Origin of the sequence: Cyanobacterium aponinum PCC 10605 (assembly GCF_000317675.1) — a bacterium.
In the GTDB taxonomy this organism is placed as follows: Bacteria; Cyanobacteriota; Cyanobacteriia; order Cyanobacteriales; family Cyanobacteriaceae; genus PCC-10605.
On record NC_019776.1, the window covers coordinates 324959 to 340386 of the forward strand.

Genomic DNA, 15428 nt, shown 5'->3' on the forward strand with positions numbered 1-15428 from the left:
TTATTAATTGGATTATCTCGGAGAATTTAAGTATTGAATATTATTTTAGATGGCTTGTCTTTCCCTGAAAATATGTTTACTGTTAATGGAGTAGTTTCTAAATTTAGGAATGAATGATGATAGTTTTTCTTATCCCCTGTATTGACTAAATAAGCAGGAAAATTAGTTGTGCTAATACTTAAACGCAGAGCTGTATTTTTTTCTAATTTTATACAAGTTGGCTGTAATTTAAACTTAATAGGTTGTTCACAATTATTTTGAAGAATTCTAATATGTCCTTGAGTGAAATTATAAACTTTACCATCAGGAAATACCTGAGATAAAATTGCTGATAAATCAAAACTATATTGATCACTTTGAGCAAAAATTTCTAATTCTATATCTCCAATAATTTCTAATTCTTCAGTTAAAAAGTTAGAAGTATAGGTAATAATATCACTGCGATTATCTAATTCAGTTCTTTTAAAAACGCCACTTGGAACAAAACTATGACCTCCTAAACTTGGAACATTTCGCCAAAAATCTTGTACAATTATATCTTCTTGAAATTCATTATTTTCTTGATTATTTACTAATAATACACCATCATCATCTTTGATATTAGCTAATCCTGTACTTTTTAAATATAAATACTTGTTTGTTTTATTGGTTAAATTATTTTTAGTTATCCATTTATTACTACCCATTTGAAATAAATTAATATTTTCTTTTGGCAAATAATTATTTTCAATACCTTTTAAATATTTGTCAAACCAAGCTATTTGAGTTTGATCAATATTGGAATTAGCAAAGCTAGAAAACGAGCGAGAGCCAAGGGTATTTCCCCAAGGAATATGCCCCCAAACACCAACGATTAAGCACTGTTGAAATTTGCTTTTAGTTTTCATTTCTTGATATAAATTCAATGTACCTCGCAAATAAGCATCAAACCAACCGCCAATATGAAGCATGGGTAAATCTATATCCTGAAAATAAGTTTTGGGAGAGAGTTTTTGCCAATATTCGTTATTTTCTGTATTACTTAACCATTGATAATAAAAATTACTGGGACAATATTTTCTCAAGGCTTCATCAACGGTAATAGGTATGTCATAAATAGGAAGATTCCGACTGGCTAAATAAAGAGTTTTATAAGCAGGTAAATCTCTTTTTAAACGGGCAGTTTCTGCGGCTAATTGAATCGCCCATGCTAAGTTTAATTGATAACAAAAAGCTCCATTTTCATACGCCCAATCTGTGTATAAATCATAACCAATCATTGCCGGGCAAATGGTTTTTAAGGCAGGATGTTGACTAATCGCTGCATATAATTGTGTCATTCCCTGATAAGAAAAGCCGTACATTCCTACATTACCATTGCTACCCTCTAAATTTGCTATCCAGTCAAGGGTATCGTAGCCATCTTCAATTTCTGATTCAAATAGCCGAAATTCCCCTTCAGAATCTCCTCTTCCTCTTACGTCTTGAATCACAACTATATAACCATGATTTGCATACCAACGGGGATGGCCATAAACTACCGTAGATGCGATCGCACGTCCGTAGGGTTGACGCATTAGTAAAACGGGCAATTTTTCTGAGGTATTAGGGCGATAAATGTCAGATACTAATTTAATGCCATTACGGGTTAAAAATGATTGAGTTGTTTTGATAATGGACATTGTTTTTTCTACCAAGCTAGTTTTGATTTCAAAGAATGAGAATTTGGAAAATACTGAATTTGAAAATTTTACCTTCCGTAAAATATTATGAATCAAATAAGATTGCGATATTATTCATGGGCAATATTTTTTTGCTAAGATCAATGATTAATAATCAATTTCGAGAAGAATAAATAATCATTGTTATGACGACTGTAGAATCAGTAACAAATTCAGCTCATGGTATAGATGCCCCTAAACACGGTTTACCCGTGACTATCATTACAGGATTTTTAGGTAGCGGCAAAACAACTTTACTTAACCATATTTTACAAAATCAACAAGGTGTTAAAACCGCAGTTTTAGTTAATGAATTTGGTGAAATTGGTATTGATAATGATTTAATTATTGCCAGCGATGACTCTATGGTAGAGTTGAGCAATGGTTGTATTTGTTGTACTATTAACACCGATTTAATTGATGCAGTTTATCGGGTATTAGAAAGAGAAGAAAAAATAGACTATTTAGTGGTAGAAACTACTGGTGTAGCTGATCCTTTACCTGTAGCCTTAACTTTCCTCGGTACTGAATTAAGAGACATGACAAGATTAGATTCTATTGTCACAGTGGTGGATAGTGAAAACTTTAGCCTTGATTTATTCAACAGTGAAGCGGCGTATAATCAAATTGCCTATGGTGATATTATTTTGCTCAACAAAACTGATTTAGTGGATTCTGCAGATGTTGATTTATTGGAAGTAAGACTTAGAGACATTAAAAAAGATGCGAGGATTTTACGCACAACTAAATCTCAAGTGCCTTTACCTTTAATTCTTAGTGTGGGTCTATTCGAGTCTGATAAGTACTATAATTCCGATAATAGCAGTCATGACCATGAACATGATCATCATGACCACGATCATGAACATCACCACCATGAAGAACATAATCACCATCACCACGATCACGATCATGACCATCATCATCACTCTGATCACTTAGAAAATGATGGATTTATGTCAGTATCTTTTGTTAGTGATAAACCTTTCTATATCCGTAAATTACAAGATTTTCTTGATAATAAGTTATCTGCCAACGTTTTTCGAGCAAAAGGTGTGTTATGGTTTAAGGAAAGCCCCGATCGTCATATTTTCCATTTAAGTGGTAAGCGTTTCACCATTGAAGATGATGTCTGGAAACCTAATCAAACCAAACAAAATAAATTAGTCTTTATTGGACAAGATATAGACTGCGATCGCATCTTAACTCAATTACAACAGTGCTTAGTTGAGTAGTGATTTTCGATAAATGTATTAGGATGTTAGGAAGATTAGGAGAAGATAATTCATAATTTGGCGTTGCTTGAAGAATGCAAAAGTCGAAAGGCAAGGGATGAACCCCCCTTTATCCCCCCTCTTGAGGGGGGAGGGCAAAGGTAAATAGTTAAGAATTAACAATTAAAAACCCCGTTCACGACAGAAAAGAGTGTACGAGTGCAGCGAACTCTAGTCTTCCCTGATACCTACCCTTTTCAATATTGTTAAACCAAACTGAGATTATTTATTCATTCTCCACCTACATGAGAAATCATCTCTAAAATCAGCAACACCTAATTTCTAATGGAATTTCTCCATACCTGCCAAGTGGTGTAAATAAGCAACATTGTTGCCCCCAAAGCATAAACCCCGCCACTAGGAAAACCAGAAAAAGCCAAAGCAAGACTACCTGCCCATAATGTTAAAGAATAAATATAAATAGCCGTTAGTCGTTGAGAAATTCCTGCTTGTAATAAACGATGATGTAAATGACGCTTATCGGGCAAAAAGGGAGATTTTCCTTGCAAAACACGAGATAAAATCACCCAAGACATATCTAAAATGGGTACAGCTAAAATAACATAGGGTAAAAGCACTGCTGTTACCGCCGCAGTTTTAGAAATGCCGATTACCGCAACCCCTGCTAACATAAAACCCATGAAATACGCGCCACCATCTCCCATAAAAATTTCTGCAGGATTAAAATTGTACCTCAAAAAACCTAACGCACCTCCCGCTAACCCTGCCGCTAATAAAGCCGCCGCCGGTTGATTCATGAATAAACTAACAATTAACATCACCACTGCCGCAATACCGCAAACTCCTGCGGCTAAACCATCTAAACCGTCAATCCAGTTAACTGCATTTACCATTCCCACTAACCAAATTACGGTAATGGGTAAACTCAGCCACCACATATCAATTTGGATTAAATCACCAAAGGGAATTGTAAAAAAATCAATTCTCACCCCTTTATACCAAGCAAAAGAAGCAACTATAGATTGAACTAATAAACGGGATTGAGGAGAAAGATTAAATAAATCATCAGCCAAACCAATGAAAAAAAAGAAAATTGCTCCAATAGTAACGCCCCAAATTTCCGCATCTTTCTCTGGGGACAATACACCAAAACCTCCTAACCACCAAACAATCAATAAACCTGCCGTTGTACCTGCAAAAATAGCTATTCCGCCAATTCTAACAATTGGTTGACTATGAATTTTTCTTGCATCTGGTTTATCTACATGACCACTTCTTAGACCAATATTTTTAACAACAGGGGTACTCCACATTACCACATTCATTGAAACAAGAAAAGCAATTAGATGGTAAATTTCGTTTACAGAGGAGGTTTTTGGTAACATAAGTTAGCTATCTGACTGGGAGATTGAATAAATAGTAAAACAACATTTTCTATGTAGTTAATGTTAACTTGATCTGGTTCACAAAATAATTAGAGATGGCTATTTTTTTTGCTCTTTTACTGCTCGTCGTGTAAATTATCGGTTAGAAAAAGGTGTCAGGTGGCAGGTTTCAGGTTTACGGGAGTAATGAGTAATGAGTAATAAGTAATGAGTAATGAGTTTTGATAATTTATTGTAATTAATTGATTGTTTCAAGATTTTTTATTCTTACTTAAAATCTGCAAGTCAAAAATCTCCCCATCTCCGTCTCCCCTTATCTCCCGCTCTTTTTTCTTTCTCGAAAGTGAAACAGCCCTGAGACATAGAGGGGTTTTACCTATTCCCTACTTTTACTACAATTTTATCTCGAACTCAGGTTACATACTCACAGAAAAAATCGCCCCAAAAATGACTTAAGAGGCGACTTCAAGTTTTTAAACTATGAAACAGATATTTACCCCATAGGATGGAATAAAAGATCGGGATAAAAACGATTAAATTCGATTAATAAACCAGCAGTGAAAACTAATAAAGCAGTAATTAAAACTGGTGCAGTGGACAAAAAAGTAGTTAGACCTTTCATCTAATTTTCTCCTAAAAAATAACTAAAATTTGACCGAGAAATTAACGAGGGGAAACGGGAATTTCGGAATCTTTAACCGTTAATTTACCAGAAGTAAACTCACCGAAAGCCTGTAAAGGCCACATAAAACCGAATAACATTTTATTAATGGCTAAAGGTACATCGATGATAATTTCTTTCATCTCGGTGTCTTTTTCCTCACGAATGGCGATTAAGTAAGAACGTCCTACCCAACCAATCCAACCAGCAACATAAAGGAATAATAATCCGGGAATGATAAAGTCACCAGCGTGATCTAATCTGCCATCAACTACTAAATGGGGGTAGCCTTCAGGACCACAAAGGGCTTCAGCGTAGCTTTCAGCACGTTTTTGACCAGACTCAGGATTACTGGTGGTATTACGGAAACTTTTTGCTTTCGCTTGATAAGCAGGAGACTCACTACAAGGAGTTAAGTGAGATAAATCGGCTTGAGCCGCAGGTGCGAAATTGAACCAGAGGGTAATTGATAGCGTAAATGCTAATACTAAACTGAATATTTTTCTCATAAAATTGTTTCCTTTTGCTACGAAACAATAAGTTTTTGTTACAAAAAATGAAGCCTCAAAAATGACTTCAAATGCGATTTTACTGTGATTAGTAAATGGAGTAAAGTAATAGTTAGAAAATTTATTATTCTTAACAAATCAAGAAAATAATGCCCACAATTTTAGCAGTTGAAAGTAGTTGTGATGAAACTAGCGTCGCCATTGTAACAAATCGTAATGTTATCGCTAATGTGGTGGCTTCGCAAATTAAATTACACGAGCAGTATGGCGGAGTTGTACCAGAGTTGGCTTCTCGTCGTCATTTAGAAATGATTAATCCTTGTATTGATCAAGCAATGACTGAATCTGGTTTATCATGGTCTGACATAGATGCGATCGCATCTACAGTGACTCCCGGGTTAGTGGGGTCTTTAATTGTGGGGGTTACGGCGGCGAAAACATTAGCAATGGTTCATAATAAGCCATTTTTAGGAATTCATCATTTGGAGGGTCATATTTACGCTTCTTATCTGGGTGAACCGAGTCTCAAACCACCATTTTTGTGTTTATTGGTTTCAGGGGGGCATACTAGCTTAATTCACGTCATCAAAAGCGGAGTTTACAAAACCATTGGCTCAACCCGTGACGATGCGGCAGGGGAAGCCTTTGATAAAGTGGCACGATTACTCAACCTTAGCTATCCCGGAGGTCCTATTATCGATAAGTTAGCAAAGGAAGGAAATCCCCATGCTTTTAAATTGCCAGAAGGAAAAGTATCTCTACCGAATAATCAGGGTTATCACCCCTATGACAGTAGTTTTAGCGGTCTAAAAACAGCTATGTTAAGACTTATTCAAGGTTTACAAAAAGAAAATCTCGATTCTTTACCTGTAGCGGATTTATGTGCTAGTTTTCAATATACCGTTGCTCAGGCATTGACAAAAAGGGCAATTAGAGCTTGTTTAGACCTCAATTTGGATACCATTGCCGTAGGGGGTGGAGTGGCGGCAAATAGTGCCTTAAGAAATACCTTACAAGCAGAAGCTCAAAATCATAATCTTCAAGTCTTCTTTCCTCCTCTGAAATACTGTACCGATAATGGAGCGATGATTGCTTGTGCTGGAGAAGAACATTTTATTAATAAGATGCGATCGCCTCTTAGTTTGGGGGTATCATCGAGAATGAACCTTGAAAATATAGAACAACTCTACAGTGTCAATTAATCTAAGATTACAATGATGATTATTTATTTCAAATAATTTTGAATTTTTGAGATTCTTGTGCTTATGAATGCCAACTACCTTATTTTAAAGCGAAATTATCTTGTTTCTTTGCTTACCATAGATATAAAGACAGAAAATAGACACTAATTTAGAGTTCGATTTGTAAGAGTGAAAAATAAATGACATATGTACTTTTAAATTGTCATCGGATTCTCACCTTTATCGCTAAATCTGAACTGCAATCAAGATTGGATGATTTATTTATTAGTAAAATAGCATACTATCTGAGGAAAAAACCTAAGTTTGATTTCTGGCAATTATAAAAATCATCTAAATAAATTTTAAGAGGTTGTATAAAATATGTTAATTTCCGATTTGAAAGGTGGATTGTTCAAGTACGAGGTAAAAGACTACTATGCCATTCTAGGTTTACCTATTTCTGCGAGTCCCAAGGATATTCGTTTGCGTTATTTAAAATTAGCTTATCAACTTCATCCAGACACCAATCAGGCTGAAACGAGGGAAAACAGAGAAAAAGCAAGTACCATTTTATCTAAATTGGTCAATCCAGCTTATGAAAATTTATATAAGGACAAACTAAGGAAAGAATGTCAACTTATCTTTTCTGAGATTTCTATGAGATTAGCACCTATGGCTAAAGAAATGACTCTTAGCGGTGAGATTCCCAAAAAATTATTGCGGGAAGAAGCTAATTTCAACAAAATGTATCAAGATTTAATTGAAACTTTGGCAAAAGAACAATATCAAGATTTAAGTAAATTAGCCGTCAAAATCGGTTTATTAAGCGAATTGAATATGATTTATTTAGTTCGTCAAAAACAAGGGGAATTGGGTAAAGTAATGGGTGGGGCTTCGTCTAATGTTGAGCCTAAAATTGCTGTTTCTGAGCCAATAATTACCGCCGCACCGGAGCAGTCTGGTAATACTGGTGTTTCTCAACAGGTAGAAGAAAAAGAGGAAAAAGTACCTGTTTCTCGTTTAGAAAAACTAATCAGTAGTGCGAAAAATCATATCGAGCAGTTTAACCCTGATGCGGCACTTTTTGACTTGAGAGAGGCGGTAAAAATAGATGCAAATAGTGCGGTGGCTCATGCTATGTTAGGTTCTGTTTATTTGCTCCAGAATAATTTGCCCTATGGACGTATTCATATTAATAAGGCTGTAGGTATTGATAGCAATAATCCTACCGTGAAAAAAGCTCAGGAAGAATTGAAACAGAAAGAGAAAAAATCCTCTACTGGAAAAACTGATGGTAAAAAAACAGAAAGTAAAGGTTCAGATAAAGAAAAATCTAAAGATAAAAAAGGTAAAAAAGAGCCACCCAAAATTTTTGGTATTCCTTTGTGGTAGGATTAACCATGATTTATCATCCATCCCTTAGACTTACAAATTTTCAGTATGATTCATCAAGCACCCGCCGGAGCAAGAGATTTACTACCTTTAGAAGTAGCCCAAAAAAGTTGGATTAATGATCGCTTACAAGAGGTTTTCCAGCGTTGGGGATACAAAAGAATCGTCACTTCTACCATTGAATGGGTGGATACTCTGATGGCGGGAGGGGCGATCGAACCTTCTACTGTAGTTCAACTGCAAAACATTGGTGAGGGGCGTTTAGGTTTACGCCCTGAGTTAACTGCTTCTATTGCTAGGGCGGCGGTTAATCGTCTCAGCAATCAAACCATTCAAAGACTTTGTTATCGAGCAAATGTATTTCGTAATCCCCCTGCAGGACATCATGGCAAACAATTAGAATTTTATCAAGCAGGAGTCGAGTTATTATACGCTGAAGGTGTTTTGGCCGATGGGGAGATTATCTTACTGTTGATTAATTGTTTACAATCTTTGGGCATTGAGGGCGCACAATTACTTTTAGGGGATGCAGGTTTAACCCGCTCATTGCTTAATACTTTTCCTTGTGCTTTTCGTGAACAAATTTTAGATGCGATCGCATCTTTAGATCGAGTTAAGTTACAAAAACTAGATTTAGAAGACAATCTCAAATCTAAGGCACTACAACTATTCGATTTAAGAGGAAATCCCCAAGAAGTATTAGCCAGAGTTGCCGACTTTGACTTAGACGAAACCGCCCAAAAAGCCGTTAATCATTTACAGTCATTGATGGATTTAATCAATCATAGCTGTGAAAAACCCCTACCTATAACCTTAGATTTAAGTTTAATTCAGACTTTTGACTACTATACGGGTATTGTTTTCGAGATAGTCCAAGTTATGGGCAATAAACCCTATGTATTAGGGCAAGGGGGAAGATACGATCAACTTTTGGAAGTGTATCACCCTCAGAAAAAGAATGCTCCCGGTATCGGTTTTTGTTTTAACATTCAAGACTTACATAATTGCTTATTAAATAGCCCTAATTTACCTCAAAGTACTCCCCCCAGTGATTGGTTAGTGATACCTACCAACATAAAAGCATCAAATTCAGCTTTTGCTTATGCCCAAAAATTGAGAAATACTAACCACATCGTCAGAGTGGAAATTGACCTAAAAATGCGCACTCCTGATGAAATTCGGAACTATGCCCTTGAGGAGGGTATTTCCTACCTAGCATGGGTTGATGAAAATGGGAATGCAAAAATTGAAACGGCTAATTAGTTAATAGTTAATAGTTAATAGTTAATAGTTAATAATTACTTGTTTCTCCCTCTCCCCTCATCCCCTCATCCCCTCATCCCCCTCACACCCCAAATCCCCAATCTCCCAATAACTACTTAAGAATTAAATTTATGTCCAAATTGTCTCAAGAATTAAACGACTATTTTTTTGTACAAGAAAGGGAAGAAAAAATTACCCTAGAGGAGATATTAAGCCTTGCAGGGGAGAGAATATTTGGTTTTCTCTTAGTGATTTTATCGCTACCTTCTGCTTTACCCATACCTGCTCCGGGCTATTCTATCCCCTTTGGGATTTTGATTTTTTTATTGGCGATTCAGTTAGTAATTGGGCATAAAACTCCTTGGTTGCCAGATAAAATGCTTAAAGGGGCTATGAAAACCAGCACTGCTCGTAAGTTTGTGCAAATGGGTTTACCTTGGTTAAAAAGAATTGAGAATTTAACAAAACCTCGTCTTACCTATATTTGTACTAGCTTTTCAGGAAGAATTGTGATTGGAATTGCGATCGCACTTATGGCTATTTCCATGATGATACCAATTCCAGGCACTAATACCGCTCCTGCTATGGGTATTTTTGTTACTGCTTTTGGGATGCAGGAGGATGATGGTTTTATTGTTTTAGCGGGATTAAGTCTTTGTTTAATTGCGGGAGTCGTTTCTGCCTCTATTATTTTTGCAACTATTTGGGGAGGCTTGAGTATTATTGATTGGATTGAGCAATACTTTAAGAAATAGTTTCCAAGGCTAACGGGTTTGAAAAATATTTTGAATCATTTGTTTATTTAAACCTAAAGCCACTCTCTCTAATTCTTCTACTTCCCCTCTCGACAAACGCCATCCCAATGCCCCTAAATTTTCCCTCGCCTGAAGGGGATTTTTTGCCCCCGGTATAGGAATTGTACCTTTACAAATACACCAGTTAATAGCTGTTTGTGCCATGGTTTTTCCATTATCAGATGCGATCGCATCTAGGGTCAATAAAAGAGGTTTAATCGCAGGTAATAACTGTTTAAATAAGCCACGACGAGCTCCAGAGGGTAAATGGTTCAAATCTCGGTATTTTCCCGTTAAAAGCCCTAAAGTTAAGGGGCTATAGGCAATAATTTTAATATCCAACTGCTGACATAATTCCTTTAAGCGCAATTTGACAAAAGGATAAGTAGAAAGGAGAGAATACTGCACTTGTAAGGTACTAATTTTCACTCCTCTTTCTCGGAAAAATTCATAAGCACTCAACAGATTTTTTGCTCCATAATTAGACAACCCAACTGCCTTCACTAATCCTTGATTGGATAATCTTGCTAAACCCTCTAATAAAGGCTTTTCTTGCCAAGGGAGATATTTTGCAGGAGACCAATGCAATTGTACTAAATCAACTTTTCTACCCAACCTTTGAGCGGATTTTTCACAAGCATTAATCATTGATTGGGGTGTCAAACGCCAAGGATATACAGCCAACTTAGTTGCGATCGCAATTTCAGATTGATGATCCCCCTGATACTCTCTGCTAAACTTACCTAATAAAGTCTCACTACGCCCATTTAGTTTACCTGTACCATAAGAGTCCCCAGTATCAAACCAAGTAACCCCTTGAGATACCAGCAAATTAAAAGTTTCCTGTAACTGAGTATCCATTTCTGGCTCATAACCCCAGAGAAAACGATTTCCCCAAGCCCAAGTACCGCAACCCATCGGGGACAAATGTAAATTTTCTGCTACTTTAATTTTTGATTCAATAATAAAATTCATTTATTCCATGAACAATTAACTATGTCTTTATCTTTAATAGACATCTGGTGGAAAATATTAATATAGGCTCGTAGTTAGGGCTTGGTTCCCTTATTTTGAGAATTGTTGGAGATGTCTAATTATTATGATTTTAATATTGGTTTGTAGTTAGAATTTTAACCCTTATATATTAAACATTTGGAAAAAATAATTTTTTTACTTTAAACTTTTTGGCTCTTCTACAATGGTTATTATAAATTAATAGAAAAGAATTTCTGTAATGCCTACTGAATATTATTCATGGCAAAATACAAACTAAAAATTTATAAATTATTATTTAATAATTGCCTATTTCTTAACAAACATCAATAATTTACACGACGAGAAGTGATAGAGCCATAATTTTAGTTATTTATATGATTTAAAAAAAATCGTTTGTCAATTATTTTATCCTACTTCTTTGATTTAGGTAGATGAGTAATACCGGCGTTAGCAAATAAATTAAGTTTGCCTTCTGAGATGCTAATTTTATCTACTTGTAAATAAATTCCATCTATTAATAAATTTTCTAAATTTAAAACTTTTCCCACTTCTGCTAATAAAATCTTTACTACTGTTGCTGACCAACTTTCTCCTTGAGTACAAGCAAATTCATCTAAAATAATACCTTTTTTATGCTGACAAATACGAGGCTTTATAATTAAACAAATACTCTCTAATTTATTACTATTTTGTTCTTTTAATTTAGCTTTAATCGCAATTCTACCATCAGACAAAATCCGAAAATCTACTCTTTTAAAAAATACTTTTGATGCGGTAGGGTATTGTCCTAATTTACTATTAAGATTATCAACATTTAAGATTGTTTCAATATCTGTTTCGTTAAGAATAATACGGGCTTTTCCTCGACTAGGTTGGGTTAATTCCACATTTCCCATTAAAGCCTTAAAAGGACTAACAGCAATATCATTGAGGGTGATTCTCATTTTTTCCAAAGGGAGATTTTCCCGCATCATTAAACCATTTCCATCAATATCTAATGATTCTAAAATTCCCTTGGCTAATTGTTGTGGATTTGTTTTTACTTGTACACTTAGGTATTTAGCAGATTTGATTTGACTTTTAAAAGCCATTTCCGCAATTTTATTGATAGTTTTTTCCCCAATAGTGTCGAATTTGCCCAGTAACATATTGATTTATTATAAAAATAAGGGTTTTTACTTAAATTTTAGAGTTATTTTAACATTTTTCTGAGAATTAGGTTTAATAAAACTTAATGAAAAAGTAGTTTAACTGAGAGTACAAGATTTGAGTAAGATTAACTCAATGTGAAAAATATTGATACTTGACGGAGATTAATTCCATGACAGAGTTACCTATTTATGATTTAGTGATTAATAATGGATTATTCGCTCAAATGGTAGAAGACCCTGATATTTTAGGTCAAATGTCTGATGCTTGGAAAAATTTTGTTGAATCTGGACAAATTTGGGCTTTGTTGATTGGTGTATTTTTTGGTTATATTTTTGCTTCTTTTACTCGTTTTTAGAACAATTAAAGTTATAAATAATGGCTCTATCAGTTTGAGTATGTAAATTATTAGTTAGGGTAGGCTGAAAGGCAAGAGGCAAGAGGCAATAGGGGATTATTAAATAATAATTTATAAACTTCTAGTTTTTATTTTACTATAAACACTATTTAATAAAGGTTATGGAAGTCCTGTTTCTCTTAATTCATCATAACCACACTCTGAAGAACCTAAATAATTAATTTGTTTATTTTCACCTCTTTGATTGATTAATACTTTGATTGATTAATAAATGTTCAGAAAATCTTTATCGTCAAACCTGCCACCATGAGGGTTGAACATTCTTCAACCCCCAAAATCTGTCCTTATCTGATATTTTTGCCGAAAAGCTGAGGTGATTTTGGTCAATTACAACACTAACTAGATGACATTTTTAATATTTGATTCAATAATATTTACTACGTTAGTTGATTATTAATTTTGAACTGTGACTAAACAACAAACTTGGAGCGATCGCTTTGAAACGTCTTTAAATCCTATTATTGCGGAATTTAATGCGAGTATTGGCTTTGATATTGAATTAATTGAGTATGATCTCACTGGTTCTATGGCTCATGCTAAAATGCTTGGGTTAACAGGAATTATCACCCCAGAAGAAGCAGAAACACTAATTAGAGGATTAAGCCAAATTCGTCAAGAATATAGAGATGGTAATTTTAACCCCGGTATTGAGCAAGAAGATGTACATTTTGCTGTAGAAAGAAGACTCACAGAAATTGTGGGAGATGTAGGTAAAAAGTTACACACTGGTAGATCTCGCAATGACCAAGTGGGTACAGATATAAGACTTTATTTGCGGGATCAAATTCGCCAAATTCAGGATTTATTGAGAGAGTGGCAAAAGGCACTATTAAACCACGCAGAAAAGCACATTGAAACCCTTATTCCCGGCTATACTCATTTACAACGGGCGCAACCCATTAGTTTAGCTCATCATTTAATGGCTTATTGTCAGATGGCGCAACGGGATTGGGAAAGATTAGAACAAATTTACGATCGCACCAATGTTTCTCCCCTCGGTTGTGGTGCATTGGCGGGTACAACTTTCCCCATAGATCGTCATTTTAGCGCCCAAGAATTAGATTTTGCCTCTATTTACGAAAATAGCTTAGATGGAGTGAGCGATCGAGACTTTGCCATTGAATTTCTTTGTGCCTCTAGCTTAATCATGGTGCATCTTAGCCGTATCAGTGAAGAATTGATTTTGTGGGCATCCCAAGAATTTAGCTTTATTACTCTCAAAGACAACTGCTCTACAGGATCAAGTATCATGCCTCAGAAGAAAAACCCTGATATTCCCGAATTAGTGAGAGGAAAAACGGGGCGAGTTTTCGGGCATTTACAGGCACTTTTAACCATTATGAAAGGTTTGCCCCTTGCTTATAACAAAGATTTACAAGAGGATAAAGAGGGCATTTTTGACACAGTAAAAACCGTTAAAGGTAGCTTAACCGCCATGACTATTTTAATGTCAGAAGGGCTGGAATTTCGCACCCAACGCCTCGCAGAAGCTGTTGACGAAGATTTTTCTAACGCCACCGATGTGGCTGACTATTTAGCCAGTAAAGGTGTACCTTTTCGTGAGGCTTATAACCTCGTGGGCAAAGTTGTTAAAACCAGTTTAGCGGCGAATAAGTTACTTAAGGATTTAACTCTCGAAGAATGGAAACAATTACACCCTGCTTTTGAGTCGGATATTTATGAAGCAATCAAACCTAAACAGGTAGTTTCTGCTCGTAATAGTTACGGTGGTACAGGTTTTGCACAAATAAAAGATGCGATCGCAAATTTGAAAGAAAAAATGGTGGTTTAAGATTCGGAATTAGGAAAAAGGTTTCAGATGTTTTTAATTATTAATTATCAACTATAAACTATTCACCATTGCCCATTGCCCTTTTTATAATTCATAATTCACTATCAACTAATCATGATTTAGTCAAATTCTAGTAAACTTTAAAGGTTAGGGTGTTTTGATTTCCTACAGCTAATTGAACATGAATTTAAAACAGAATCTAATTGAATTGCCTTCGGATTTGAATGCAAAAATAATTCCTCATCATGTAGCAGTGATAATGGATGGTAATGGGCGTTGGGCAAAACGTCGGGGTTTCCCTCGTATTGTAGGACATCAAAAAGGTGTTGACACTCTGAAAAGTTTATTACGTTGTTGTGACGATTGGGGTATTAAAGTTTTAACTGCCTATGCTTTTTCTACGGAAAACTGGGGAAGGCCTGTAACTGAGGTAGAATTTCTCTTAACTCTTTTTGAAAGGGTTTTAAGAAAAGAATTAGCACAGATGATGGAAAAAAATGTCAAAATCCGTTTTATCGGTGATTTAAAGGCTTTACCAGAGTCTTTACAGGCAGAAATCTATCATTCAATGGAAGAGACTAAATATAATAAGGGTATTAAGTTTAATATTGCTACTAATTATGGTAGTCGTCAGGAAATTCTCCAAGCCTGTCGTACGATCGCATCTTCTGTTCAAGAGGGTAAAATAAATTTAGAAGATATAGACGAGGAATTATTTGAAAGTCATCTTTACACTAACGGCTTAGAATCCCCAGATTTATTAATTCGTACCAGTGGTGAAATGCGTTTGAGTAACTTTTTGTTATGGCAAATGGCATACAGCGAAATTTATGTAACTAATACTCTGTGGCCTGATTTTAATCGGGAAGAATTCCATCTGGCTTTGCTCAATTATCAACAAAGAGACAGACGTTTCGGCAAGGTGAAAGAATAAAAATAATTAAGTACCGTAA

At 35.3% G+C, this 15428-nt stretch carries 14 protein-coding genes; 8 read left to right on the plus strand and 6 right to left on the minus strand.

Going from position 1 to position 15428, the window contains the following annotated elements; all coding sequences use genetic code 11:
• Positions 1-26: 26 nt before the first annotated feature.
• Positions 27-1661: a CocE/NonD family hydrolase gene (locus CYAN10605_RS01320; RefSeq protein WP_015218139.1), complete on the minus strand. Its 1635-nt coding sequence runs from the start codon at positions 1659-1661 to the stop codon at positions 27-29.
• 185 nt (positions 1662-1846) lie between these two features.
• Between CYAN10605_RS01320 and CYAN10605_RS01325 the strand changes: the two genes are divergently transcribed.
• Positions 1847-2935: a CobW family GTP-binding protein gene (locus CYAN10605_RS01325; protein ID WP_015218140.1), complete on the plus strand. Its 1089-nt coding sequence runs from the start codon at positions 1847-1849 to the stop codon at positions 2933-2935.
• Between the two features lie 314 nt (positions 2936-3249).
• Here the strand turns inward: CYAN10605_RS01325 and CYAN10605_RS01330 are convergent, their stop codons facing one another.
• The 3 genes from CYAN10605_RS01330 to CYAN10605_RS01340 all read right to left on the minus strand — a co-directional run bounded on the left by CYAN10605_RS01330 (position 3250) and on the right by CYAN10605_RS01340 (position 5490).
• Entirely contained in the window at positions 3250-4320 is a 1071-nt protein-coding gene (locus tag CYAN10605_RS01330) for a glycosyltransferase family 4 protein (protein ID WP_015218141.1), read from the minus strand.
• 493 nt (positions 4321-4813) lie between these two features.
• Positions 4814-4942 (minus strand): photosystem I reaction center subunit IX, encoded by a 129-nt coding sequence (gene psaJ / locus CYAN10605_RS01335; protein ID WP_015218142.1) that lies wholly within the window; start codon positions 4940-4942, stop codon positions 4814-4816.
• Between the two features lie 41 nt (positions 4943-4983).
• Complete coding sequence (locus CYAN10605_RS01340) at positions 4984-5490, minus strand: photosystem I reaction center protein PsaF subunit III (protein WP_015218143.1); 507 nt, start codon at positions 5488-5490, stop codon at positions 4984-4986.
• Positions 5491-5639: 149 nt separating this feature from the next.
• On the opposite strand from CYAN10605_RS01340, the gene tsaD reads away from it, so the two are divergent.
• The 4 genes from tsaD to CYAN10605_RS01360 all read left to right on the plus strand — a co-directional run bounded on the left by tsaD (position 5640) and on the right by CYAN10605_RS01360 (position 10081).
• Complete coding sequence (tsaD, locus tag CYAN10605_RS01345) at positions 5640-6692, plus strand: tRNA (adenosine(37)-N6)-threonylcarbamoyltransferase complex transferase subunit TsaD (protein WP_015218144.1); 1053 nt, start codon at positions 5640-5642, stop codon at positions 6690-6692.
• Between the two features lie 360 nt (positions 6693-7052).
• Entirely contained in the window at positions 7053-8063 is a 1011-nt protein-coding gene (locus tag CYAN10605_RS01350) for a DnaJ domain-containing protein (protein WP_015218145.1), read from the plus strand.
• A 48-nt stretch (positions 8064-8111) separates the two neighbouring features.
• On the plus strand, positions 8112-9326 hold the full coding sequence (locus CYAN10605_RS01355; RefSeq protein ID WP_015218146.1) for an ATP phosphoribosyltransferase regulatory subunit: 1215 nt from the start codon (positions 8112-8114) through the stop codon (positions 9324-9326).
• Positions 9327-9457: 131 nt separating this feature from the next.
• Positions 9458-10081 carry an exopolysaccharide biosynthesis protein gene (locus CYAN10605_RS01360; protein WP_015218147.1) on the plus strand — a complete coding sequence of 208 codons (624 nt, stop codon included), beginning with the start codon at positions 9458-9460 and terminating at the stop codon, positions 10079-10081.
• A 9-nt stretch (positions 10082-10090) separates the two neighbouring features.
• Here CYAN10605_RS01360 and CYAN10605_RS01365 read toward each other — a convergent pair whose 3' ends face one another.
• Positions 10091-11095, minus strand: coding sequence for an aldo/keto reductase (locus CYAN10605_RS01365; protein WP_015218148.1), 1005 nt, complete (start codon positions 11093-11095; stop codon positions 10091-10093).
• A gap of 431 nt (positions 11096-11526) precedes the next feature.
• Positions 11527-12264: an LmeA family phospholipid-binding protein gene (locus tag CYAN10605_RS01370; RefSeq protein ID WP_015218149.1), complete on the minus strand. Its 738-nt coding sequence runs from the start codon at positions 12262-12264 to the stop codon at positions 11527-11529.
• A gap of 173 nt (positions 12265-12437) precedes the next feature.
• Between CYAN10605_RS01370 and CYAN10605_RS01375 the strand changes: the two genes are divergently transcribed.
• The 3 genes from CYAN10605_RS01375 (at position 12438) to uppS (ending at position 15409) form a co-directional block, all read left to right on the plus strand.
• Positions 12438-12623: a hypothetical protein gene (locus CYAN10605_RS01375; protein WP_015218150.1), complete on the plus strand. Its 186-nt coding sequence runs from the start codon at positions 12438-12440 to the stop codon at positions 12621-12623.
• Positions 12624-13089: 466 nt separating this feature from the next.
• Positions 13090-14475: an argininosuccinate lyase gene (argH, locus tag CYAN10605_RS01380; RefSeq protein WP_015218151.1), complete on the plus strand. Its 1386-nt coding sequence runs from the start codon at positions 13090-13092 to the stop codon at positions 14473-14475.
• Positions 14476-14656: 181 nt separating this feature from the next.
• Positions 14657-15409 carry an undecaprenyl pyrophosphate synthase gene (uppS, locus tag CYAN10605_RS01385; RefSeq protein ID WP_015218152.1) on the plus strand — a complete coding sequence of 251 codons (753 nt, stop codon included), beginning with the start codon at positions 14657-14659 and terminating at the stop codon, positions 15407-15409.
• Positions 15410-15428: the final 19 nt, after the last annotated feature.

Coding starts and splice junctions, on each gene's coding strand:
- CYAN10605_RS01350 (WP_015218145.1), top strand. CDS start 7,053: ATGTTAATTTCCGATTTGAAAGGTGGATTGTTCAAGTACGAGGTAAAA.
- CYAN10605_RS01330 (WP_015218141.1), bottom strand. CDS start 4,320: ATGTTACCAAAAACCTCCTCTGTAAACGAAATTTACCATCTAATTGCT.
- CYAN10605_RS01360 (WP_015218147.1), top strand. CDS start 9,458: ATGTCCAAATTGTCTCAAGAATTAAACGACTATTTTTTTGTACAAGAA.
- CYAN10605_RS01325 (WP_015218140.1), top strand. CDS start 1,847: ATGACGACTGTAGAATCAGTAACAAATTCAGCTCATGGTATAGATGCC.
- uppS (WP_015218152.1), top strand. CDS start 14,657: ATGAATTTAAAACAGAATCTAATTGAATTGCCTTCGGATTTGAATGCA.
- CYAN10605_RS01375 (WP_015218150.1), top strand. CDS start 12,438: ATGACAGAGTTACCTATTTATGATTTAGTGATTAATAATGGATTATTC.
- CYAN10605_RS01365 (WP_015218148.1), bottom strand. CDS start 11,095: ATGAATTTTATTATTGAATCAAAAATTAAAGTAGCAGAAAATTTACAT.
- CYAN10605_RS01355 (WP_015218146.1), top strand. CDS start 8,112: ATGATTCATCAAGCACCCGCCGGAGCAAGAGATTTACTACCTTTAGAA.
- CYAN10605_RS01340 (WP_015218143.1), bottom strand. CDS start 5,490: ATGAGAAAAATATTCAGTTTAGTATTAGCATTTACGCTATCAATTACC.
- psaJ (WP_015218142.1), bottom strand. CDS start 4,942: ATGAAAGGTCTAACTACTTTTTTGTCCACTGCACCAGTTTTAATTACT.
- CYAN10605_RS01320 (WP_015218139.1), bottom strand. CDS start 1,661: ATGTCCATTATCAAAACAACTCAATCATTTTTAACCCGTAATGGCATT.
- tsaD (WP_015218144.1), top strand. CDS start 5,640: ATGCCCACAATTTTAGCAGTTGAAAGTAGTTGTGATGAAACTAGCGTC.
- CYAN10605_RS01370 (WP_015218149.1), bottom strand. CDS start 12,264: ATGTTACTGGGCAAATTCGACACTATTGGGGAAAAAACTATCAATAAA.